The sequence below is a fragment of the Micromonospora sp. M61 genome, from assembly GCF_018070245.1.
In the GTDB taxonomy this organism is placed as follows: Bacteria; Actinomycetota; Actinomycetes; order Mycobacteriales; family Micromonosporaceae; genus Micromonospora; species Micromonospora zamorensis.
The window spans coordinates 50,607-70,633 of sequence record NZ_JAGPYA010000036.1; the positions used below are offsets into that span (position 1 = coordinate 50,607).

Sequence of the window (20,027 nt, forward strand, 5' to 3'; positions counted from 1 at the left end):
AAGTCGTGAGTCGGGCCTTCAGCGCGCCGTTTCCACCGGATCGACGGGGGGTGGCCCCCTCTCGGGACACCGGGGCGGGCCGCTCCGGCGGCACCGCCCGCGCGGTGACCCGGACGCTCAGTGACGATCCGCTGGGCGGCACGGTACGACGTACCGTGCTGCCCAGCGGGCTGCGCGTCCTCACCGAGGCGATTCCGGCGATGCGCAGCGTCTCGTTCGGCGTCTGGGTGGCGGTCGGCTCGCGCGACGAGACCGGCCCGCAGGCCGGTGCCGCGCACTTCCTTGAGCACCTGCTGTTCAAGGGCACGCACAAGCGCACCGCCCTGGAGATCTCCTCGCAGATCGAGGCGGTGGGTGGCGAGACCAACGCCTTCACCACGAAGGAATACACCTGCTACTACGCCCGCGTGCTGGACGAGGACCTGCCGCTCGCGGTCGACGTGATGTGCGACCTGGTGGCCGACTCGCTGTTGGAGCCGGCCGACGTCGAGACCGAGCGTGGCGTGATCCTGGAAGAGATCGCCATGCACGACGACGAGCCCGGTGACGAGGTGCACGACCTCTTCGTCCAGGCCGTCTACGGCGACCACCCGCTGGGCCGACTGATCTCCGGCACCGCCGAGACCGTCACGCCGATGACCCGCCGGCAGATCCAGACTTTCTACCGGGGCCGCTACACGGCACCGCAGATCGTCATCGCCGCCGCCGGCAACCTCGACCACGCCGCAGTGGTCAAGATGGTCCGCCAGGCGGTGCGTGGCACCCCACTGGACAGCGACCCGGCAACCCCGGCGCCACACCGCGCGGCAACCCCCACCGTACGGACGAAGCCGGCGACCACAGTGGTGGAGCCGAAGGAGACCGAGCAGGCGCACGTCATCCTCGGCTGCCCCGGCATCGACCGCCTCGACGATCGGCGCTTCGCCCTCGGGGTGCTCAACAACGTGCTCGGCGGCGGCATGTCCAGTCGCCTGTTCCAGGAGATCCGCGAGCAGCGCGGCCTGGCGTACTCGGTCTACTCCTACGCCAGCCAGTACGCCGACACCGGCCTGTTCGCCGTCTACGCCGGCTGCGCGCCGGGCAAGGTGGACGAGGTGCTGGCCCTGACCCGCGCCGAGCTGGCCCGGGTCGCCGCCGACGGGTTGACCGAGGCCGAGGTGGCCCGGGGCAAGGGCATGAGCAAGGGCTCGTTCGTGCTCGGCCTGGAGGACACCGGTTCCCGGATGAGCCGGCTGGCCAAGGGCGAGCTGCTCTACGGCGACCTGATGCCGGTCGACGAGCTGCTCCGACGGGTCGACGAGGTCACCGTGGAGGACGTCAACGTCCTCGCTGCCGAGCTGCTCAGCCGGCCGATGTCGCTGGCCGTGGTCGGCCCCTTCGGCGCGGGCGACTTCGCGGTCTGAGGGCTGCCGCGCGGCGCGGTCGACGGCACCCCGGTCGGGGCGTCCCGGCCGGTGGAGCGCACCGGATCCGGCCGGAAGGGCACGTCCCGATTGGGATAGGTTGTGCCCCGTGACTGACGAGCAGGACAAGACCCCGGCCGAGCCGCTGCGGGTCGGCGTGTTGGGTGCCCGCGGCCGGATGGGCATCGAGGTCTGCAAGGCGGTCGACGCCGCCGACGACCTCGAACTCGCGGCGTCGATCGACCAGGGCGACAGCCGCTCCGCCGTGTCCGCCGCCGAGGTGGTCGTCGACTTCACCACGCCCGATGTCGTCATGGACAACCTGCGTTGGTGCATCGACCAGGGCATCAGTGCGGTCGTCGGCACGACCGGCTTCACCGAGCAGCGGCTGGAGCAGGTGCGTGGCTGGCTGGCCGACAAGCCCGGGGTGGGCGTGGTCATCGCCCCGAACTTCGGCATCGGCGCGGTGCTGATGATGCAGTTCGCCGCGCGGGCCGCCCGGCACTTCGAGTCCGTCGAGATCATCGAACAGCACCACCCGCGCAAGCTGGACGCCCCGAGCGGCACCGCCACCCACACCGCCCGGCAGATCGCCAGGGCCCGCGCGGAGGCCGGCCTCGGCCCGGTGCCGGACGCCACCAAGGACGAGGTGTCGGGCGCGCGCGGCGCTGACATCGACGGGGTACGCGTCCACGCCGTTCGTGCCACCGGCCTCGTCGCCCACCAGGAGGTGCTCTTCGGCACCACCGGCGAGACGCTGACCATCCGGCACGACTCGTACGACCGGGCGTCGTTCATGCCGGGCGTGCTGCTGGCCGTCCGCGCGGTGCGCAACCGCCCCGGCCTCACCGTCGGTCTGGATGCCCTGCTCGACTGACGGTCCGTTCCTCCGCCACGCGGCCAAGATCTGAGCCCCCAGCTCGGGTAGCATCCGGCGGATGATCAATGGGGGACACCTGGACCGGGCCGGGCGACGGGTGACGCTCCGGCCGATCGACGACGACAACTGGCGGGCTGTGGCCGACGTCGCCCCGCGTGACGACCAGCGCCGGTTCGTGGCCGCGCTGGGCGCGCGGTACCTGCTGCTGAGCAGCCGCTCGGAGGTCTGGACCTCGCTCGCCGTGTACGCCGACGAGACGGTCGTCGGCCACGTCATGTGGGGCGTGGACGACGACGGCTCGCACTGGATCGGCGGAATGCTGATCGACGCCGCCGAGCAGGGCCGGGGCGTCGGCCGGGCCACCGTGCAGACGCTGGCCCCCTGGCTGGCGGCGAGGGATGGCAACCCGCCGGTCCGCCTCTCGTACCACCCGGACAACACCCAGGCCGCCGCCCTCTACACCTCCCTGGGCTTCCACCCCACCGGAGCGGTCGACGACGAAGAGCTGGTCGCCGAAGCCAACGGCGGGTCGGGCAAGGGCTGACCGACACGGTGCAGCGGCCCGGCAGAGGCCGCCACACCGGTCGCGTCACTCTTCTGCGGGCACCTTCTCCGCCGGGACGCCGACGTGCAGGCGCACCTGAGGCACCAGCATGTCGTCGACGTCCAGCGCTCGGGCCGCGCCGTCGAGCTCCCAACCGGTGCTGGTGAGGAACTTCCGGGTCGCCTCGTCACCCTCGAACGCCCAGGCCACCGCCCGGCTCAGCCCGTCCTCCCGCCACAGGTCGACTGCGGCGGCGAGCAGCCGGCTGCCGTGCCCACGCCGGCCCCACCGCGGCTCGACCAGCAGGTCGGTCACGGCGGCCACGTCGGGGCCGAGCGCGTCGGCCGGCTCACCCGGGGCCAACGCCTCGGCGTCAGCCGGGCCGGAGGCGGCGAACCCCACCAGATACGATTGCTCGGCCTGTTCGACGGCGACCAGCACCCGGTGCGCGCCCGAGGGCGGCTCCAGCACCGCGGCGCTCCACCGCCGGGCGAGGAACGCCTCGTCCAGGTTGTCGAGTACGTGCCGAGGCAGAATGCGGCGGTACGCGACCCGCCAGGTTGCGAGCTGGATGCGTGCGATCTCGCCGGCGTCCTCGGGACGCGCCGGGCGGACGTACCCGAGAGCCATGGGACGGAAGCCTACGCAGGGCGAGGGAGACGACGGTGGCGCAGGGTGCCAACAGGACGACCGCGCAGGTCACCGGGGTGGTGGTGCTCGCCGCGGCGGTCACCGCGTTCCTCGCCGTCGCGGCCGTCCGGCACGGTTTCTTCGACCTGAAGGTCTACTACGGCGCGTTGACCTGGTGGGTGCACGACGGCGGGGAGATCTACGACTACCTCAAGCCGGGCACCCAGTACGGCTTCACGTACCCGCCGTTCGCCGCGCTGGTCATGCTGCCGATGGCGTACCTGCCGTGGACGGCCGCGATCGTGGTGAGTGTGCTCGCCAGCGTGGTCACCACCGCGGTGCTGCTCTGGTGGCTGATCGACCCGATCGCCCGCCGGGCCGGCTGGACCCGGTGGTTCGCGCTCGCCGTGGCGCTCTGCCTGGCCGCCGCGTTCGAACCGATGCGGGAGACGGTCAACTTCGGTCAGGTCAACACGCTGCTGCTGTTCCTGGTGGCCGTGGATCTGCTGCGGCTGCTGCCGGCCGGCAACCGGTGGGCCGGGGTGGGCATCGGGCTCGCCACCGCGATCAAACTGACCCCGGGTGTCTTCATCGTCTATCTGCTGGTGACCGGGCGATGGCGGGCGGCCCTCACCGCCAGCGGCACCGCCGCCGGGGTGACGTTTCTGGCCGGTGCGCTCTTCCCCGACGCGTCCCGGGAGTTCTGGACCGAGGCGCTGTGGAACACCGGCCGGGTCGGTGAGCTCGCCTTCGTCTCCAACCAGTCGCTGCGCGGGGTCGTCGCCCGGTTCGACCCGCAGCACCCGAGCACCCTGCTCTGGCTGCTGCTGGTGCTCGGCACCCTGGCGCTCTGGGCCTGGCGGTCCCGGGCCGCCGTCGCGGCCGGCGACGAGGCGACCGGCCTGGCGTTGACCGGCGCGGTGATGTGCCTGGTCAGCCCGGTCACCTGGGTGCACCACCTGGTCTGGCTGCTGCCCGCGCTGATCCTGCTGGTCGACAACGCGATGGCCGCGCCGGCCGGCCGCCGACGGCGGGTCCTGCTGGTCGCCGCGACCATCGGGTACGCGGTGCTGATCAGCCGCACCGTCTGGTTCTGGGAGAAGGACTTCACCGGGGTCGACGGCTTCCTGGGCAGCAACGCCTACGTGTGGATCAGCCTGGCGCTGCTGGCCTTTCTGCCGATCCGCCGTTGGCTGACCCCGGGCGGCTCAGCCGTCGAGGCGTCCGGCGTACCGCAGCTCGACCAGCCCGACCGGCGGGCTCCCACCGGCAAGCGGCACCTGGTAGGTCGACTGCTCACCGTCCGGTGACAACCCGGCCCGCTCACAGAATCGTCGGGCCCGCCGGTTGTCCGCCAGCACCCACAGCCGATAGTCGGTCCAGCCCCGCTCGTGCAGCCCCGCCCGGGCGGCGGCCAGGAGCGCGGTGGCGGTCCCGTCACCCCAGCACGCCGGCTCCACGTAGATCGCCAGCACCTCGCCGACCGTCGGGTCCAGGTCGTCGCGGTCCTGGTCGCGGCGGTACGGCCCGAACGTCGTGAAGCCCACGACCACCCCGTCCACCTCGCCGAGCAGGGTGGTGAACGGGTGCTCGGGGTCGGCGGTGCCAATGTCGCGACGGCGCTGTGCCCACGCCGCCACGTTCAGCCGCCGCAGCACCTCGTCCGGCATGAAGCCGGCGTAGCCCGCCTGCCAGCCGTGCACGTGCACCCGGGCGACGGCTTCGGCGTCGTCCGGCTCCTCCCGACGGATGGTCAGCATTGCACCGTTCTATGCCCCGTTGGCCGTCGCGTCCAGCTTCCCGCACCGGCGTCGTACCGATGAATTATCGTCGCCGACGATGACCGCACCGGAATCACTCTCGCTCGCCCAGGCCCGCCGCGTGGCGCTCGCCGCCCAGGGCTTCGCCGACCCCGCGCCAACCGGCGTGCCGACGCGCCGGCATCTGCGCCGGGTGCTGGACCGGGTCGGGTTGATCCAGATGGACTCGGTCAACGTGCTGCAACGCGCGCACTACCTGCCGCTCTACAGCCGGCTCGGGCCCTACCCGACCAGGTTGCTCGACCAGGCCGCCTACCGCCGCCCCCGCGAGTTGTTCGAATACTGGGGTCATGAGGCGTCGCTGGTCCCGGTCGAGCTGCACCCGGTGCTGCGCTGGCGGATGGCTCGCGCGCACAGCGATTCCTGGGGTGGCATGCAGCGGGTCGCCCAGGAGCAGCCGGAGCTGGTCCGCTGGGTTCGCGACGAGGTGGCCGCCCGCGGCCCGCTGACGGCTGCCGAGATCGAGCACGACGCACCTCGGGAGACGGGCAACTGGGGGTGGAACTGGTCGGCGGTCAAACGGGCGTTGGAGTTCCTCTTCTGGGCCGGCGAGGTGACCGCCGCGGAGCGCAGCACCTCCTTCGCCCGCCGCTACGACCTGCCCGAGCGGGTGCTGCCCGCGGCGGTGCTGGCCGCGCCCACCCCGACCGACGCCGAGGCGTACCGCACGCTGGTCGCCCTCGCCGCGCGGTCGCTCGGGGTGGCCGCCGAGCCGGAGCTGCGCGACTACTTCCGACTGCCGCTGGCCGGTGCCCGCCAGGCCGTCGCGGAGCTGGCCGAGGCCGGTGAGCTGGTGCCGGTCACCGTGGCAGGCTGGCGACAGCCGGCCTGGCTGCACGCGTCCGCGCGGCTGCCCCGGTGGATTCGCGGCAACACCCTGGTCAGCCCCTTCGACCCGTTGATCTGGGAACGTGCCCGCACCGAGAGGTTGTTCGACTTCAGCTACCGGATCGAGATCTACGTCCCGGCGCCACAGCGGGTCTACGGCTACTACGTGCTGCCCTTCCTGCAGGGCGACCGGTTCACCGCCCGGGTCGACCTGAAGGCCGATCGCAAGGCCGGTGTGCTGCTGGTGCCGGCCGCGTGGGTCGAGCCCGGCGCCGACCCGGGGGAGACCGCTGTGGCGCTCGCCGCCGAGCTGCACCGACTCGCCGGCTGGCTCGGTCTGGACGCGGTGGAGCCGCCCACGGCCGGCGACCTGGCCGGTCCGCTCACCGCCGCGTTGACCGGCGTGTCCGGTGTACCGTGAGCGCGTGACGAGCGCTCCCGGACCGGTCGACCAGCCGCAGCCCGCCCCCGGGGCGGTTCACCCGGTGCCTGTCGGCGCGGTGTCGACCAGCTCCGGTCCGACCGGCCTGGCATCGGCCGGCGAGGTCCCGGCCGACCCGGCATCGGGTGGCTCGGGTCCGGCCGGCTGGCCGACGGCCCCGCCGGATGGTTACGCGGAACTGAAGCCGGACCGGATCACGCGGTTCGTGCTGCGGCTCTACGAGCGTTCACCGCGCTGGGCGGTGCCGCTGGCCGCGGTCGGTTGCGTCGCCATCGGCATGGGCTACGCGTTGCTCAGCAATCCGACCCACGCCGCCCCGGACGCCGCGCCCACCTGTCTGCTGAAGTTGACCACCGGGCTGGACTGCCCGGGCTGCGGGGGCACCCGCGCACTCTGGTACGTGCTGCACGCCGACCTGCCAGCCGCCGCCCGGCACCACTTCCTGTTCGTCTTCGCGCTGCCGTTCCTCGCGTACCTCTTCGTGGCCTGGGCGGGAAACCAGGCGTTCGGTTGGCGACTGCCGGAGCTGCGACTCAGCTCGAAGGTCATCGTCGGGTTCATGGGCGCGTGGCTGGCCTTCTCGGTGTTGCGCAACCTGCCCTGGGCGCCGTTCACCTCGCTGTACGTCTGAGCGCGCCTGCCGCCCGAGGATCGCCACAACGCCGGCATGTGCTGCCACTCCGATGATCGACTCGACATTCAGGGAAGCGGGCCGTCCACCCGCCCCGGACATCCCGACTTCCAGGAACCCGAGTCGATCACGCGGCGAGCGCCGCGCAGGCGGGCGCGTCCCGGCGGCGGGCCGCCGCTGCCTGAGTGATCGACATTGCACGAGGCGTGCCTGAGTTGGGGCGGGAGGCACCGCGCCACTACAGTCCCTGGCATGCCGGAGATGGTGCAGCCCCAGGTCAAGTTGATCGCGTGGACCCAGTTCGCGGCCCCGGACGACGTGCCGTGGTCGACCGACGCGGAAGGTGGCCAGGCGCTCGCCGAGTTCGCCGGCCGGGCCTGCTACCAGTCGTGGAAGAAGCCGAACCCGGCGACCGCCACCAACGCCGGCTACCTGGCGCACATCCTGGAGGTCGGGCACCTGTCGGTGCTGGAGCACGGGTCGGTCACCTTCTACTTCACCGGGGTGTCGCGCTCCTTCACCCACGAGTTGATCCGGCACCGGCACTTCTCGTACTCCCAGCTGTCCCAGCGTTACGTCCCGGAGCGGGACGCGGCCATGGTCGAGCCGGCGGTCATCGCCGACGACCCGGAGCTGCACAAGAAGTTCACCGAGGCCGCCGAGGCGAGCGTTCGGGCGTACAACGAGTTGCTGGAGGGCCTCGAAAAGCGCTTCTCCGACGAACCGAACCCGACGCTGCGCCGCAAGCAGGCCCGGCAGGCGGCCCGGGCGGTGCTGCCCAACGCCACCGAGACGCGGATCGTGGTCACCGGCAACTACCGGGCGTGGCGGCACTTCGTCGCGATGCGCGCCACCGAGCACGCCGATGTGGAGATCCGTGAGCTGGCCGTGGAGTGCCTGCGGCAGCTCCAAGACGTCGCCCCCAACGTGTTCGCCGACTTCGTGATCTCCACGCTGCCGGACGGCACCGAGGTGGCGGCCAGCCCGCACGAGGCGTCCTGAGCCCTTCCCCGGCGGGCCCCGGCTGGTCGTCCGCTAGGTTGGAGGGTATGACGCACGACCACCTCGACGCCGCGGCACGACCGGCGTCCCGCCCCTTCGGCCGGCTGCTCACCGCCATGGTGAGCCCGTTCACCCCCGACGGCTCGCTCGACCTCGACGGCGCCGCCCGGCTGGCGAGCCACCTGGTCGACGAGCAGGGCAACGACGCACTGGTGGTCAACGGCACCACCGGCGAGTCGCCGACCACCACCGAGGCGGAGAAGGACCACCTGATCCGGGCCGTGGTGGAGGCCGTCGGTGACCGCGCCAAGGTGGTCGCCGGGGTCGGCACCAACGACACCCGACACACCATCGAGCTGGCCGCCGCCGCCGAGAAGGCAGGTGCGCACGGTCTGCTGGTGGTGACCCCGTACTACAACAAGCCGCCGCAGAGCGGGTTGTTGCGGCACTTCACCGCGGTGGCCGACGCCACCGGCCTCCCGGTGATGCTGTACGACATCCCACACCGCTCCGGAGTGCCGATCGACACCGAGACGCTGGTCCGGCTCGCCGAGCACGGCCGGATCGTCGCGGTCAAGGACGCCAAGGGCGACCTGACCGCCACCAGCTGGGTGACCAGCCGGACCGCCCTCGCCTTCTACAGCGGCGAGGACGCCCTCGCCCTGCCGGCGCTGGCCGTCGGCAGCGTGGGCCTGGTCGGCACCTCGACGCACTTCACCGGGGCGCTGACCGCACAGATGATCGAGGCGTACGACGCGGGGGACATGCCGACCGCGCTGGCGCTGCACCGGCGGCTGCTGCCGCTGTTCACCGGCATCTTCCGCACGCAGGGCACGATCCTGGTGAAGGCGGGCCTGGCATCGCTGGGTCTGCCGGCCGGCCCGGTGCGACCCCCGCTGGTGGACGCCACCAACGACGAGATCGCCCAGCTGCGCGCGGACTTCGCGGCAGCGGGCATGGAGCTGCCCGAATGATCAAACGACACGATGGACGCCGAGTGACGGCGTCGCAGATTGAGGTGGACGCGTGACCGAGGCGCACATCGAGGCGGAACTACCCCCGCCGCTGCCGGAAGGTGGCCTGCGGATCATCCCGCTCGGCGGGCTCGGCGCCATTGGTCGGAACATGACCGTCTTCGAGTTCGACGGCAAGTTGCTGATCGTCGACTGCGGGGTCCTGTTCCCCGACGTCGAGCAGCCAGGTGTGGACCTGATCCTGCCCGACTTCGGGCCGATCCTGGACCGGCTTGCCGACGTCCAGGCGATCGTGCTGACGCACGGTCACGAGGACCACATCGGCGCGGTGCCCTACCTGCTCGCCCACAAGCCCGACATCCCGCTGGTCGGCTCACAGTTCACCCTCGCCCTGGTCGAGGCCAAGTTGGCCGAGCGGCGGATCCAGCCGTACACGCTGACCGTGCGGGAGGGCGGCCGGGAGCGGCTCGGCCCGTTCGAGTGTGAGTTCTTCGCGGTCAACCACTCGATCCCGGACGCCCTCGCGGTGGCCATCCGCACCCCTGCGGGCCTGGTGCTGCACACCGGCGACTTCAAGATGGACCAGCTCCCGCTGGACGGTCGGATCACCGACCTGGCCGGCTTCGCCCGGCTCGGCGCCGAAGGTGTCGACCTGCTGCTGTCCGACTCCACCAACGCGGAGATTCCCGGCTTCGTCACCCCGGAGCGGGAGATCGGTCCGGTGCTCGACTCGATCTTCGCGAAGGCCAAGGGCCGCATCATCGTGGCGTCGTTCGCGTCGCACGTGCACCGCGTACAGCAGGTCTTCGACTCCGCTGCGGAGCATGGCCGCAAGGTCGCGTTGATCGGGCGGTCCATGGTTCGCAACATGGGCATCGCCCGGGACCTCGGCCTGCTCAACATCCCGGCCGGGCTGGTCATCAGCATCGACGAGGCGACCACGCTGCCGCCGGACGAGATCGTGCTGATGTCCACCGGTTCGCAGGGCGAGCCGATGAGCGCGCTGGGCCGGATGGCCAGCGGCGATCACCGGCACATCACCATCGCGCCCGGCGACACCGTCGTGCTGGCCTCCTCGCTGGTGCCCGGCAACGAGACCTCGGTCTACCGGGTGATCAACCGGCTTGCCCGGGCCGGCGCGGTCGTCGTGCACAAGGACGTCGCGAAGGTGCACGTCTCCGGGCACGCCCCCGCCGGAGAGCTGCTCTACCTGCTCAACGTGGTTCGGCCCAGCAACCTGATGCCCGTGCACGGCGAGTGGCGCCACCTGCGTGCCCACGCCCGGCTCGGCATCGAGTCCGGGGTCGCCGCCGACCGGGTGGTGATCTGCGAGGACGGCGACGTGGTCGACCTGGTCGAGGGTCGCGCCACCCTGGTCGGGCACGTGAAGAGCCGGTACGTCTACGTGGACGGCCTCGCCGTCGGTGACGTCAGCGAGTCGCTGCTCACCGAGCGGCGGATCCTCGGCGACGGCGGCTTCATCGCCACCACCGTCGTCGTGGACTCGGTCACCGGCAAGGTGGTCGCCGGCCCGACGCTGTCCGCGAAGGGCTTCTCCGAGGACCCGGAGGCGTTCAACCCGGTGGTCCCGCTGGTCACCGAGGCGCTCAACCGGGCCGCGGCGGACGGCATCACCGACCCGCACCAGCTCCAGCAGATCGTCCGGCGCACGGTGGGGCGGTGGGTCAACGACAAGTACCGTCGTCGCCCGATGATCGTGCCCACCGTCGTCGAGGTCTGACACACGCGTGACCGGGCCGGTCGCCGACATCCCCCGTGGATGTCGGTGGCCGGCCCGGCTCGTTCAGGAGGTGTTCCGGCTCAGCCCCGGAACAGTCGCCGGCGCAGCACCAGCAGCCCGACCCCGAGGGCCAACAGGGCCGCACCGATGAGGCCGTACGTGCTGCCGGAGACACCGGTGCGGGGCAGTTGCGCCGCCTCCGGGGTGGACGTGGTCGCGGTGGCGGTCGGGCCTGCGGTGGCGGTCGCGACTCAGGGGAGCGCCGCGACCGCCTCGGCGTAGGCGACGCCGGTGGCGATGGCCGCGTCGACCAGCACCGTGAGCTGCGCCGGGGCCACCCCGTGGGTCAGATCGGTGGCCACGTCGCCGGCCAGCACCAACTCCTCGCCGATGTCGTGCGCGTAGGCCTTGGGCAGCAGCCGGTCATGGTTCCAGGCGTTGCAGAAGGCGTACGCCTCGGAGCGGCGGGTCGCCGGCAGCCGGCGGGCTGCCATTGCCCGGGCGTGCAGCACCTCGCCACGTTCGCCGGCCCGCCGGAACTGGATCACCACGCCGCCCCACCGGCCGACGACGGTGTCGCCCTCCTCCACCAGGTACTGGTCGCCGCGCCGGTCCAGTACCGCGGTGATCATGTCGACGGTCAGCGCCATCAGCTCCTGCTCGCCCGACCCGCTCGCCTCGTCGGACCCGTCGGCGTCGGGCTCGGCAGACCCGTCGGCGTCGGGCCCGTCCGGCTCGTCGTCGGCGGGCAGCACGACCGGTGCCGTGAGCGGGCGCTCCGCGAGCCAGGCGGCCATCCGGCCGGAGTGGTGGCCGGTGCCGTTGCGGGCGTCGAAGCTGCCGGCCAGTTCACTGGCCACCCCGAGCAGCAGGGCGCCGAGTGTGGACACGTCCGGCTCGGTGGCGGGTCTTCCGCCGTACGCCGGTCGGGGCAGCGGTCGCCCACCCAGCCCGGCCTCCTCGGCCAGAGTGCAGACCAGCGCACCGGCGGCGGCGAACTCCATCGCGGCGAGGTCGTCGCTGGGCCGGTCCAGTCTGGGCAGCTGTTCGGTCAGGATGGTCAGCCCTCGTTCCAGGTGCCCACCCAACGCGCAGAACCGCAGGTGCGCGGCGAGGTACGGGAACGCGGCCGGCTCACGCCGGTGCCGGCGGTACGCCCGCACGTGCGCCGCCGCGGCCCGCTCCGGCTCCCCAGCCCGAAGGGCGGGCAGCAGACCGGCGACCAGGTCCCGTTCGGGCTGGTCGGTGCAGGGCTCCGGTTCGCCGTCGCGCTTCTCCAGCTCGCCGAGCGCGGCTCGCCACTCACCCCAGCCGGCCAGCAGCTCCGCCCGCCGAGCGGAGGCGCAGCCCGGGCAGCCACCGGCGGGGCCGGGCCGTTTCCCGGACCACCGTTCATACCAGTGGCGGGCGGTGGGCTCATCGCCCAGATGATCGGCGATTCGGCAGTGCAGCTCCGCGACGGTTGGTGCGTCCGGACCGTCCGTGCCGACCCGGTGGGCCAGGTCGTGCAGCAGGGCCCTGGTCTGGTCCAGCCCGACTCGGGGGGTGCCGAGCAGTGCCTCCACCGCGTACCGCTGGTAGCGCAGCAGCAGCCCGGTCTCGTTGTCGGTCAGCAGCTCGGGTCGGTGGTCGGCGGCCGCCCGGCAGCGCCGGACCGGCTCGACCAGGCGCCACCGCTCCCCGTCGAGCAGGTACGCCTCGATCAGCGCGAACCGGGCGTCCACCCCGGACCGGACGTCCCCGGCGGCGTCGGCGCGCTCGGCGAGCCGTTCCAGGGTCACCTGCCGGTCCGGGCCGTCGGGCAGGTCCCGGGCATCGGCGAGCGCGGCCTCCAGCGCCGGAAGGCGACCCCCGCCGACCGGGCCGTCGGGCGCAGCGCCGGCCCGGTTGGTGCGACTGCCCGTGAACTCGTCCCGGCCGGTCACGACAGCACCGCGCCGGGCAGTCGACGGACCGCCACGGCGAGCTGGCAGCCGGTGGAGATGCCACAGTCGAGCAGTTGGTCGAGCTGGTGCGGGGTCACCCCGCGTTCCAGGTCGGTGATCACCTCGCCGTAGACCCGGGCTCGACCGTCGTCGTCGACGTGCACGAACGCCTTCGGCCAGAGCCGGTCGTGGTTCCACGAGTTGCAGAAGGCGTACAGGGCGGGGACCTGCTCGATTCCGAAGGTGGGAGTGACCATGGTGCGTACCTGGAGCAGCTCCCCGTCGCCGCCCAGGCGGAGGAACCAGATCATGTTGTCGTCGAAGCGGCCCACCAACTCGCCGTCCACGGTCAGGCCGACGGACCGGCCACGGGCGGCGAGCACCGCGGCGACCAGTTCGCCGCTCAGTGGACGCAGCGAACCGGGGTGCCCGGCCAGCGGATCGTCGGGATCGCCCGCGGTTTCCGGCGACGCCATGGGGCATCCCTTCTGAGGCGGATATCACGACCGGCGGTGGCGGTCGTGTTGCGACGCGCGGACACGACCCGGAAAAGCGGGGATCTGCCCGGCCCCACCGTTACCGTGACTCTATGGCGGGCCGTACCTCTCAGGCGAGCCGGCGGCGCGGCGCGTCGCCGCGCGGTGGCACCAACAGTCGTGCCCGTCAACCGGCGAAGAAGACCCGGGCACCGGTCCGGCGGCGCACCGCGCCCGCCCGGCCCGGCCCGGCCGTCTACGTGGGCCGGGCGGTCGGCGCACTGTGGATGGGTCTGGCACACGGTATGGGCTGGGCGGTGCGGGCCGCCGGCCGGCAGGCCGCCTCGGCCCGCGACCTCGACCCGGAGCACCGCCGGGACGGCGCCGGGCTGCTGCTGTTCGGGTTCGCCCTGCTCTCCGCCGTGGCGCTCTGGCTCTCCGGAGCGGGCCCGGTGGGCGCGCGACTGGCCGACACGATCCGGCTTTTCCTGGGCGCGATCTCGGTGGTCGTGCCGGTGCTGCTGATGATCGGGGCGTGGCGGCTGATGCGTCAGCCGGCCGACCCCGAGCACCGGGGCCGTGGGCTGATCGGCTGGGGTTCGCTGCTGGTGTCGACCGCAGCGCTGCTCCAGATCGGCCAGGACCCGGCCGACCCGCTGGAGCGTGACTTCGCGGGCGGTCTGGTCGGCGCGGGCGTCGGTGGTCTGCTGGAGCGGGCCGTCACCGCCTGGGTGGCGGTGCCGCTGCTGGTCCTGCTGCTGCTCTTCGGTCTGCTCGTGGTGACCGCGACGCCGATCAACAAGATCCCCGAGCGCCTCGGGCTGCTCGCCGGTGGGTTGGTCGCCGCACCGGACTCCTCCACGGAGGACGCCGACGAGCAGGCCGCGAAGCCGACGCGTAAGCGGTCGGCCAAGCGGATGCCTCCGCCGCTCGACCCGGACGACTTCGAGGACCTGGACGGCGCGGACCTCCAGGAAACCATGGTGCTGCCGCGCAAGTCGCCGGCGAAGGTGCCGGCGAGCCGCAAGCCGCCGGCCGAGCCGCCGGAGCACTCGCCCGCGCCGACCCGGGCCGAGCAGCTCGCGTTGACCGGGCTCTCCGGGGACTACACCCTCCCGCCGCCCAACATGCTCAGCGCCGGCGCCGCCGCGAAGACCCGCAGCAAGGCCAACGACGAGGTGATCGCCGCGCTGACCGGCGTGTTCGACCAGTTCGATGTGGACGCGGCGGTCACCGGCTTCACCCGCGGCCCGACGGTCACCCGCTACGAGGTGGAGTTGGGGCACGGCGTCAAGGTCGAACGGATCACCCAGCTGTCCCGCAACATCGCGTACGCGGTGAAGTCGCCGGACGTGCGGATCCTCAGCCCGATCCCGGGTAAGAGCGCCGTCGGCGTGGAGATCCCGAACACCGACCCGGAGAACGTCGCCCTCGGTGACGTGCTGCGCTCACGGGCGGCGACCAGCGACCACCACCCGATGGTGGTGGCCCTCGGCAAGGACATCGAGGGTGGCTACGTGGTGGCCAACCTCGCCAAGATGCCGCACATCCTCATCGCCGGCGCCACCGGCGCGGGCAAGTCGAGCTGCCTCAACACCCTGCTGGTGTCCATCCTCACCCGGGCCACCCCGGACGAGGTGCGGCTGCTGCTGATCGACCCGAAGCGGGTCGAGATGACCGGCTACGAGGGCATCCCGCACCTGGTCACCCCGATCGTGACCAACGCCAAGAAGGCGGCCGACTCGCTGGACTGGGTGGTCCGCGAGATGGACATGCGCTACGACGACCTCGCCGCCAACGGGGTTCGGCACATCGACGACTTCAACCGCAAGGTCCGCAACGGCGAGATCAAGGCCCCGCCGGGCAGCGAACGGGAGATGCGCCCGTACCCGTACCTGTTGGTGATCGTGGACGAGCTGGCCGATCTGATGATGGTCGCGCCGCGCGACGTGGAGGACTCGGTCGTCCGGATCACCCAGCTCGCCCGGGCCGCCGGCATCCACCTGGTCTTGGCGACCCAGCGCCCCTCGGTCGACGTGGTGACCGGTCTGATCAAGGCGAACGTGCCGTCCCGGCTGGCGTTCGCCACCTCCTCGCTCGCGGACTCGCGGGTCATCCTCGACCAGCCGGGCGCGGAGAAGCTGCTCGGCCGTGGCGACGGGCTGTTCCTGCCGATGGGTGCCTCCAAGCCGGTCCGGATCCAGGGCGCCTGGGTCACCGAGCGGGAGATCGCCGACGTCGTCAAGTTCTGCAAGGACCAGCGCGAGCCGGAGTTCCGCAAGGACGTGCTGGCCCCCGCACAGGAGACCAAGAAGAAGCCCGACGAGGACATCGGCGACGACCTGGACCTGCTGGTGCAGGCGGTGGAGCTGGTGGTCACCTCGCAGTTCGGCTCGACCTCGATGCTCCAGCGCAAGCTGCGGGTCGGTTTCGCCAAGGCGGGCCGTCTGATGGACCTGATGGAGACCCGTGGGGTGGTCGGGCCGTCCGAGGGGTCGAAGGCGCGCGACGTGCTGGTCAAGCCGGACGAGCTGGAGGACGTCCTGGCCGGCCTGCGCGGCGACGGGGAATGACCGGGGAATAGCGGCGAGGGCCGGTCGACGGTACGACCGGCCCCGGAACGCACGACGGGCCCGCCGAGACAAGGCGGGCCCGTGGCTGGGAAAGCGTGTCAGTTATTGATCAATGCGGCGAAGACCACCACGCCGAGGATCGCGCCGACGACGCTGGCCGCGGCGGCGTACCAGCCGAGCGGCTTGTCGCCGAGCACGGCGCCGACGATGCCCGCGATCACGCCGAGCACGCCGAAGATGATCGGGCTGAGCAGCAGGGCGAGGACCGCGAAGACGAAGCCCACGATGGTGAGGATGCGGGCGGCGTTGCTGCGGGGACGGGCGGTGCTCGGCATGTCGGCCATGTCTTCCTCCGTGTGAGAGCCTGTCGTGACGGATCGATGACTACCCACTGTGCGGACTTGTCACGCGTACTTCCTCAGTGGAAGATCTTCAGACCGATCACGCCCACGACCACCAGCAGCAGGCAGAGGATCCGGGGCAGGCTCGCCGACTCGCCGAGCGCCAGCATCCCGACCAGCGCGGTGCCGACCGCGCCGATGCCCACCCAGACCGCGTACCCGGTGCCTACCGGGATCTCCCGGAGGGCGTACGACAGCCCGGCCATGCTCAGCAGCAGGGTCACCACGAACACCACGGACGGGATCAGCCGGCTGAAGCCGGCGCTGCGGTCCAGGGCGATCGCCCAGGCCGTCTCCAACAGTCCCGAGATCACCAGCACGAGCCAAGCCATCGTCCACCTCACGAAAAGGCGCCCGGGCTGTCGCGCCGGGACGAGTCTGCACGTCACACGGGGCGTCTTGGCCTGACCGGGTACGCCCACCACTCGTCCGGGGCGGCCACGAGCATCCTCCGGCCACCGAAGCCGACGCTAGCACCGGCGCCGGGCGTCGGGCGGTGACTCCCGCCACGGCCCGTTGACCTCCACTTCACTTCAACTTGCAGTATTGCTGGCATGACTCTGCTCTACGCCGACCCCGAGGTCGCCGCCGCGCTGGACGCCGCCACCACGGTCGCCGCCATGCGGGCCGCTCTCCTGGCCGCGTACGAGGGACGGCTGATCGCTCCACCCCGGGCCGCCGCCCCGCTCGACGGCGGGCGGATGGTGCTCACCGCCGGGCACCTGGTCGGCGAGTGGTACGGCTTCCGCTCCTACGACACCTTCGGCCATGAGCAGGGCGAACAGTTGGTGGTGCTGCACGACGCCCGCACCGGGGCGGTCCGGGCGGTGGCGGTCGGCGAGGAGTTGGGCTCCCGGCGTACCGGAGGGTTGGGCGGCCTCGCGGTCGATGCGCTGGCCCGCCCGGACGCGGCCACCCTCGGTGTGATCGGCTCCGGCCGGCAGGCGTGGACGCAGGTCTGGGCCGCCGCCGCCGTCCGCCCGTTGCGCGAGGTGGTGGTGCACAGCCGCTCCGCCGCCCGCCGGGACGCGTTCGCCGCCCGGGTCCGCGCCGAGCTGGGTGTGCCGGCCCGCGCGGTGACCACCCCGGGCGTGGCCGTCGCAGGGCGAGACCTGGTGGTGCTCGCCACCACCAGCCCGACCCCGGTGCTCTGCGCCGCCGACCTCAGCCCCGGCACGCACGTCAACGCCGTCGGCTTCAAGCAACTCAACCGCAGCGAATTCGGCACCGACCTGCTGGACACCGCCGACCTGCTGGTCACCGACTCACCGGCCCAGGCGGCGGATTACCAGCCGCCCATGCTCGCGGCCACACCCCCGTACGCCGAGCGGTTGCGCGACCTGGGCGGCATCCTGGCCGGCGCGGTCCCCGGCCGGACCACCGCGGACCAGGTTTCCGTCTTCTGCTCCACCGGCCTGGCCGGGACCGAGGTCTTCCTGCTCGACGCGTTGACCCGCGTCGGTGTCGCGGCGCGCTGACCGGCCGCGGGCGGGGCGGAACGACGGTGCGTGGGTCGTGCCCGCAGCCCGCGTGCGTGGGGTTCCCCGGCCGGCCCGGTACCCTCGGATGGTGTCTGCCACCGCTCCTTCTCCTTCCGACCACGCCGAGGGCCGTCGTGTCGCCCTCCTGACCCTCGGCTGTGCCCGCAACGAGGTCGACTCGGAGGAGCTGGCCGCCCGGCTGCACGCCGACGGCTGGCAGGTGAGCACCGACGGCGAGGGCGCTGACGTGGTGGTCGTCAACACGTGTGGTTTCGTGGAGAAGGCCAAGCAGGATTCCATCCAGACCCTGCTCGCCGCCGCCGGCACCGGGGCCAAGGTCGTCGCCGCCGGGTGCATGGCCGAGCGGTACGGCCGGGAGCTCGCCGACAGCCTGCCAGAGGCGCAGGCGGTGTTGAGCTTCGACGACTACCCGGACATCGCCGCCCGGCTGAACGCGGTCGTCGCCGGTGAGCAGATCACCGCGCACACGCCCCGGGACCGGCGGGAGCTGCTGCCGTTGACCCCGGTGAAGCGGCGCGACAGCGGCGTGTCGCTGCCCGGGCACGGCACCGTGACCCGCACCACCACCGACACCGACGAGCACACCCCGGCACACCTGCGGCAGATCCTGCGCCGTCGACTGGACACCGGCCCGGTGGCCTCGCTGAAGCTCGCCAGCGGCTGCGACCGGCGCTGCGCGTTCTGTGCCATCCCCGCCTTCCGTGGGGCGTTCGTCTCGCGTACGCCCGACGAGCTGCTCGCCGAGGCGGAGTGGCTGGCCAAGTCCGGCGTACGGGAGCTGGTGCTGGTCAGCGAGAACTCCACCTCGTACGGCAAGGACCTGGGCGACCCCCGCGCGTTGGAGAAGCTGCTGCCGCAGCTCGCCGCCGTGACCGGCATCGTCCGGGTGCGGGCGAGCTACCTCCAGCCGGCCGAGACCCGGCCCGGGCTGGTCGAGGCGATCGCCAACACCCCGGGCGTGGCCCCGTACTTCGACCTGTCGTTCCAGCACTCCAGCGAGCCGGTGCTGCGCCGCATGCGGCGTTTCGGCTCCACCGACCGTTTCCTGGAGCTGCTGGCGAGTGCCCGTGCGCTGGCCCCGGACGCGGGCGCCCGGAGCAACTTCATCGTCGGGTTCCCCGGCGAGACGCGCGCCGACGTCGACGAGCTGGTGCGGTTCCTGACCGAGGCCCGGCTCGACGCGATCGGCATGTTCGACTACAGCGACGAGGACGGCACCGAGGCCGCCGGCCTGCCCGGCAAGGTCTCCGCCGCCACGATCAAGCGACGGTACGACCGGCTCAGCGCGCTCGCCGACGAGCTCTGCTCGCAGCGGGCCGAGGACCGCCTCGGCTCGACGATCGAGGTGCTTGTCGACACGATCGAGGACGGCGTGGTGGAGGGCCGGGCGGCGCACCAGGCGCCGGAGGTGGACGGCTCCACCACCCTGGTCGCCCCGGCCGAGGGTGGGGTCGACCTTTCCGCGCTGCGCCCGGGCGACCTGGTACGCGCAACGGTGACCGGCACCGAAGGGGTGGACCTGCTCGCCGTGCCGGATGAGATGATCTCGGCGGCGCCCGGCGCGGCACGGTGACGGCGGGCCCGAGCGGAGCGGGGGAGCCACGTGGTGCGGTACCGGGAACGCCACGGCGACCCGAGCGGGGTGCGGCGGTGACCGGGGCGACGGAGTCGACGCCCGGCCGGGCGGTGGTGGCGGTGGTGCCCGTCCTCAACGCGGCCAACGCGCTGACCGCCCTGCGGCTGGTGCTGGTGCCGGTCTTCGCCGCCTCGGTGGTGGTGTCCGGGATGACCCACTCCGGCTGGCGGATGGCGGCGTGCCTGATCTTCGCGGTGGCCTCGGCTACGGACCTGGTGGACGGGTGGATCGCCCGCCGGTTCGGGCTGGTCACGTCGGTCGGCAAGGTGGCCGACCCGATCGCCGACAAGGCGCTCACCGGCGCGGCCCTGGTGCTGCTCTCCTGGTACGACCTACTGCCCTGGTGGGTGACCGCGCTGATCCTCGTCCGCGAGCTGGGCATCACCGGCCTGCGGTTCTGGGTGATCCGGCACGGTGTGATCGCCGCCAGCCGAGGCGGCAAGGTCAAGACGGCGCTCCAGATCCTGGCCATCGCCTGGTACCTCTGGCCGATGCCGGCCGCCCTGGCCGCCGTCGGCCCGTGGATCATGGCCGCCGCCGTGCTGGTCACGGTAGCCACCGGCTTCGACTACATAGCCCAGGCCCTACGCCTCCGCCGCCCCCGCTGAAAGCCCAACCC

General features: G+C 72.4%; 19 protein-coding genes, 1 pseudogene and 1 riboswitch. Of the genes and pseudogenes, 13 read left to right on the forward strand and 7 right to left on the reverse strand.

Translation table 11 applies throughout. The features are described 5' to 3' along the window. The first annotated feature begins 5 nt into the window (after positions 1 to 5). The 3 genes from KBX34_RS20840 to KBX34_RS20850 all read left to right on the forward strand — a co-directional run bounded on the left by KBX34_RS20840 (position 6) and on the right by KBX34_RS20850 (position 2,827). Positions 6 to 1,403, forward strand: a complete 1,398-nt coding sequence (locus KBX34_RS20840) for a pitrilysin family protein (protein ID WP_210792204.1) — start codon at positions 6 to 8, stop codon at positions 1,401 to 1,403. A gap of 109 nt (positions 1,404 to 1,512) precedes the next feature. After that, positions 1,513 to 2,280: a 4-hydroxy-tetrahydrodipicolinate reductase gene (gene dapB, locus KBX34_RS20845; protein ID WP_179782607.1), complete on the forward strand. Its 768-nt coding sequence runs from the start codon at positions 1,513 to 1,515 to the stop codon at positions 2,278 to 2,280. 61 nt (positions 2,281 to 2,341) lie between these two features. Further along, the gene (locus KBX34_RS20850) at positions 2,342 to 2,827 is read left to right on the forward strand and encodes a GNAT family N-acetyltransferase (RefSeq protein WP_210926404.1); all 486 of its coding nucleotides are present in this window, start codon (positions 2,342 to 2,344) and stop codon (positions 2,825 to 2,827) included. A gap of 45 nt (positions 2,828 to 2,872) precedes the next feature. Here KBX34_RS20850 and KBX34_RS20855 read toward each other — a convergent pair whose 3' ends face one another. Continuing rightward, positions 2,873 to 3,457 carry a GNAT family N-acetyltransferase gene (locus tag KBX34_RS20855; protein ID WP_141908277.1) on the reverse strand — a complete coding sequence of 195 codons (585 nt, stop codon included), beginning with the start codon at positions 3,455 to 3,457 and terminating at the stop codon, positions 2,873 to 2,875. Between the two features lie 35 nt (positions 3,458 to 3,492). Here KBX34_RS20855 and KBX34_RS20860 point away from each other — a divergent pair, with 35 nt between their 5' ends. Next, a complete protein-coding gene (locus tag KBX34_RS20860) occupies positions 3,493 to 4,767 on the forward strand; it encodes a glycosyltransferase family 87 protein (RefSeq protein ID WP_210926405.1) in 1,275 nt (424 codons plus the stop codon). Here the strand turns inward: KBX34_RS20860 and KBX34_RS20865 are convergent. Further along, positions 4,666 to 5,217 carry a GNAT family N-acetyltransferase gene (locus KBX34_RS20865; protein WP_210926407.1) on the reverse strand — a complete coding sequence of 184 codons (552 nt, stop codon included), beginning with the start codon at positions 5,215 to 5,217 and terminating at the stop codon, positions 4,666 to 4,668. The two genes, KBX34_RS20860 and KBX34_RS20865, sit on opposite strands and share 102 nt — an antisense overlap. A gap of 79 nt (positions 5,218 to 5,296) precedes the next feature. Between KBX34_RS20865 and KBX34_RS20870 the strand changes: the two genes are divergently transcribed. From KBX34_RS20870 to KBX34_RS20890, 5 genes are all read left to right on the forward strand, one after another. After that, positions 5,297 to 6,526 (forward strand): winged helix-turn-helix domain-containing protein, encoded by a 1,230-nt coding sequence (locus KBX34_RS20870; RefSeq protein WP_210926409.1) that lies wholly within the window; start codon positions 5,297 to 5,299, stop codon positions 6,524 to 6,526. A 106-nt stretch (positions 6,527 to 6,632) separates the two neighbouring features. Continuing rightward, positions 6,633 to 7,178, forward strand: coding sequence for a DUF2752 domain-containing protein (locus KBX34_RS20875; protein ID WP_210792386.1), 546 nt, complete (start codon positions 6,633 to 6,635; stop codon positions 7,176 to 7,178). Between the two features lie 261 nt (positions 7,179 to 7,439). Further along, complete coding sequence (thyX, locus tag KBX34_RS20880; RefSeq protein ID WP_088951523.1) at positions 7,440 to 8,180, forward strand: FAD-dependent thymidylate synthase; 741 nt, start codon at positions 7,440 to 7,442, stop codon at positions 8,178 to 8,180. Positions 8,181 to 8,227: 47 nt separating this feature from the next. Continuing rightward, a complete protein-coding gene (gene dapA / locus KBX34_RS20885; RefSeq protein ID WP_141908282.1) occupies positions 8,228 to 9,154 on the forward strand; it encodes a 4-hydroxy-tetrahydrodipicolinate synthase in 927 nt (308 codons plus the stop codon). A gap of 52 nt (positions 9,155 to 9,206) precedes the next feature. Next, positions 9,207 to 10,895, forward strand: a complete 1,689-nt coding sequence (locus KBX34_RS20890; protein WP_088946724.1) for a ribonuclease J — start codon at positions 9,207 to 9,209, stop codon at positions 10,893 to 10,895. Between the two features lie 80 nt (positions 10,896 to 10,975). Here the strand turns inward: KBX34_RS20890 and KBX34_RS34450 are convergent. From KBX34_RS34450 to KBX34_RS20905, 3 genes and pseudogenes are all read right to left on the reverse strand, one after another. Next, positions 10,976 to 11,089 (reverse strand): annotated as a pseudogene (locus KBX34_RS34450) (LPXTG cell wall anchor domain-containing protein); the annotation flags it as partial. A 57-nt stretch (positions 11,090 to 11,146) separates the two neighbouring features. Beyond that, positions 11,147 to 12,820 (reverse strand): YbjN domain-containing protein, encoded by a 1,674-nt coding sequence (locus tag KBX34_RS20900; RefSeq protein WP_210926411.1) that lies wholly within the window; start codon positions 12,818 to 12,820, stop codon positions 11,147 to 11,149. Continuing rightward, complete coding sequence (locus tag KBX34_RS20905; RefSeq protein ID WP_141908285.1) at positions 12,817 to 13,296, reverse strand: YbjN domain-containing protein; 480 nt, start codon at positions 13,294 to 13,296, stop codon at positions 12,817 to 12,819. Before KBX34_RS20905 ends, KBX34_RS20900 begins: the two co-directional genes overlap by 4 nt. A 113-nt stretch (positions 13,297 to 13,409) precedes the next feature. Between KBX34_RS20905 and KBX34_RS20910 the strand changes: the two genes are divergently transcribed. After that, positions 13,410 to 15,869, forward strand: a complete 2,460-nt coding sequence (locus KBX34_RS20910) for a DNA translocase FtsK (protein WP_210926413.1) — start codon at positions 13,410 to 13,412, stop codon at positions 15,867 to 15,869. Between the two features lie 98 nt (positions 15,870 to 15,967). Here KBX34_RS20910 and KBX34_RS20915 read toward each other — a convergent pair whose 3' ends face one another. Continuing rightward, positions 15,968 to 16,213, reverse strand: a complete 246-nt coding sequence (locus KBX34_RS20915) for a hypothetical protein (RefSeq protein ID WP_210792214.1) — start codon at positions 16,211 to 16,213, stop codon at positions 15,968 to 15,970. A 74-nt stretch (positions 16,214 to 16,287) separates the two neighbouring features. Further along, complete coding sequence (locus KBX34_RS20920; RefSeq protein ID WP_179782620.1) at positions 16,288 to 16,602, reverse strand: multidrug efflux SMR transporter; 315 nt, start codon at positions 16,600 to 16,602, stop codon at positions 16,288 to 16,290. A 56-nt stretch (positions 16,603 to 16,658) separates the two neighbouring features. Further along, positions 16,659 to 16,732: riboswitch (guanidine-III (ykkC-III) riboswitch) on the reverse strand. Between the two features lie 92 nt (positions 16,733 to 16,824). On the opposite strand from KBX34_RS20920, the gene KBX34_RS20925 reads away from it, so the two are divergent. The 3 genes from KBX34_RS20925 (at position 16,825) to pgsA (ending at position 20,016) form a co-directional block, all read left to right on the forward strand. Beyond that, the gene (locus KBX34_RS20925; RefSeq protein ID WP_210926415.1) at positions 16,825 to 17,748 is read left to right on the forward strand and encodes an ornithine cyclodeaminase family protein; all 924 of its coding nucleotides are present in this window, start codon (positions 16,825 to 16,827) and stop codon (positions 17,746 to 17,748) included. 88 nt (positions 17,749 to 17,836) lie between these two features. Continuing rightward, positions 17,837 to 19,345 carry a 30S ribosomal protein S12 methylthiotransferase RimO gene (gene rimO, locus KBX34_RS20930; protein WP_210926416.1) on the forward strand — a complete coding sequence of 503 codons (1,509 nt, stop codon included), beginning with the start codon at positions 17,837 to 17,839 and terminating at the stop codon, positions 19,343 to 19,345. Between the two features lie 77 nt (positions 19,346 to 19,422). Further along, positions 19,423 to 20,016 (forward strand): CDP-diacylglycerol--glycerol-3-phosphate 3-phosphatidyltransferase, encoded by a 594-nt coding sequence (gene pgsA / locus KBX34_RS20935; protein ID WP_210792224.1) that lies wholly within the window; start codon positions 19,423 to 19,425, stop codon positions 20,014 to 20,016. Positions 20,017 to 20,027 lie beyond the last annotated feature (11 nt).

Bases quoted from the DNA above. Each gene is read 5' to 3' on its own strand.
- KBX34_RS20870 (WP_210926409.1), top strand. From the start codon at position 5,297: ATGACCGCACCGGAATCACTCTCGCTCGCCCAGGCCCGCCGCGTGGCG.
- KBX34_RS20855 (WP_141908277.1), bottom strand. From the start codon at position 3,457: ATGGCTCTCGGGTACGTCCGCCCGGCGCGTCCCGAGGACGCCGGCGAG.
- KBX34_RS20920 (WP_179782620.1), bottom strand. From the start codon at position 16,602: ATGGCTTGGCTCGTGCTGGTGATCTCGGGACTGTTGGAGACGGCCTGG.
- KBX34_RS20905 (WP_141908285.1), bottom strand. From the start codon at position 13,296: ATGGCGTCGCCGGAAACCGCGGGCGATCCCGACGATCCGCTGGCCGGG.
- KBX34_RS20865 (WP_210926407.1), bottom strand. From the start codon at position 5,217: ATGCTGACCATCCGTCGGGAGGAGCCGGACGACGCCGAAGCCGTCGCC.
- KBX34_RS20915 (WP_210792214.1), bottom strand. From the start codon at position 16,213: ATGGCCGACATGCCGAGCACCGCCCGTCCCCGCAGCAACGCCGCCCGC.
- thyX (WP_088951523.1), top strand. From the start codon at position 7,440: ATGGTGCAGCCCCAGGTCAAGTTGATCGCGTGGACCCAGTTCGCGGCC.
- KBX34_RS20925 (WP_210926415.1), top strand. From the start codon at position 16,825: ATGACTCTGCTCTACGCCGACCCCGAGGTCGCCGCCGCGCTGGACGCC.
- KBX34_RS20850 (WP_210926404.1), top strand. From the start codon at position 2,342: ATGATCAATGGGGGACACCTGGACCGGGCCGGGCGACGGGTGACGCTC.
- dapA (WP_141908282.1), top strand. From the start codon at position 8,228: ATGACGCACGACCACCTCGACGCCGCGGCACGACCGGCGTCCCGCCCC.
- KBX34_RS20910 (WP_210926413.1), top strand. From the start codon at position 13,410: ATGGCGGGCCGTACCTCTCAGGCGAGCCGGCGGCGCGGCGCGTCGCCG.
- rimO (WP_210926416.1), top strand. From the start codon at position 17,837: ATGGTGTCTGCCACCGCTCCTTCTCCTTCCGACCACGCCGAGGGCCGT.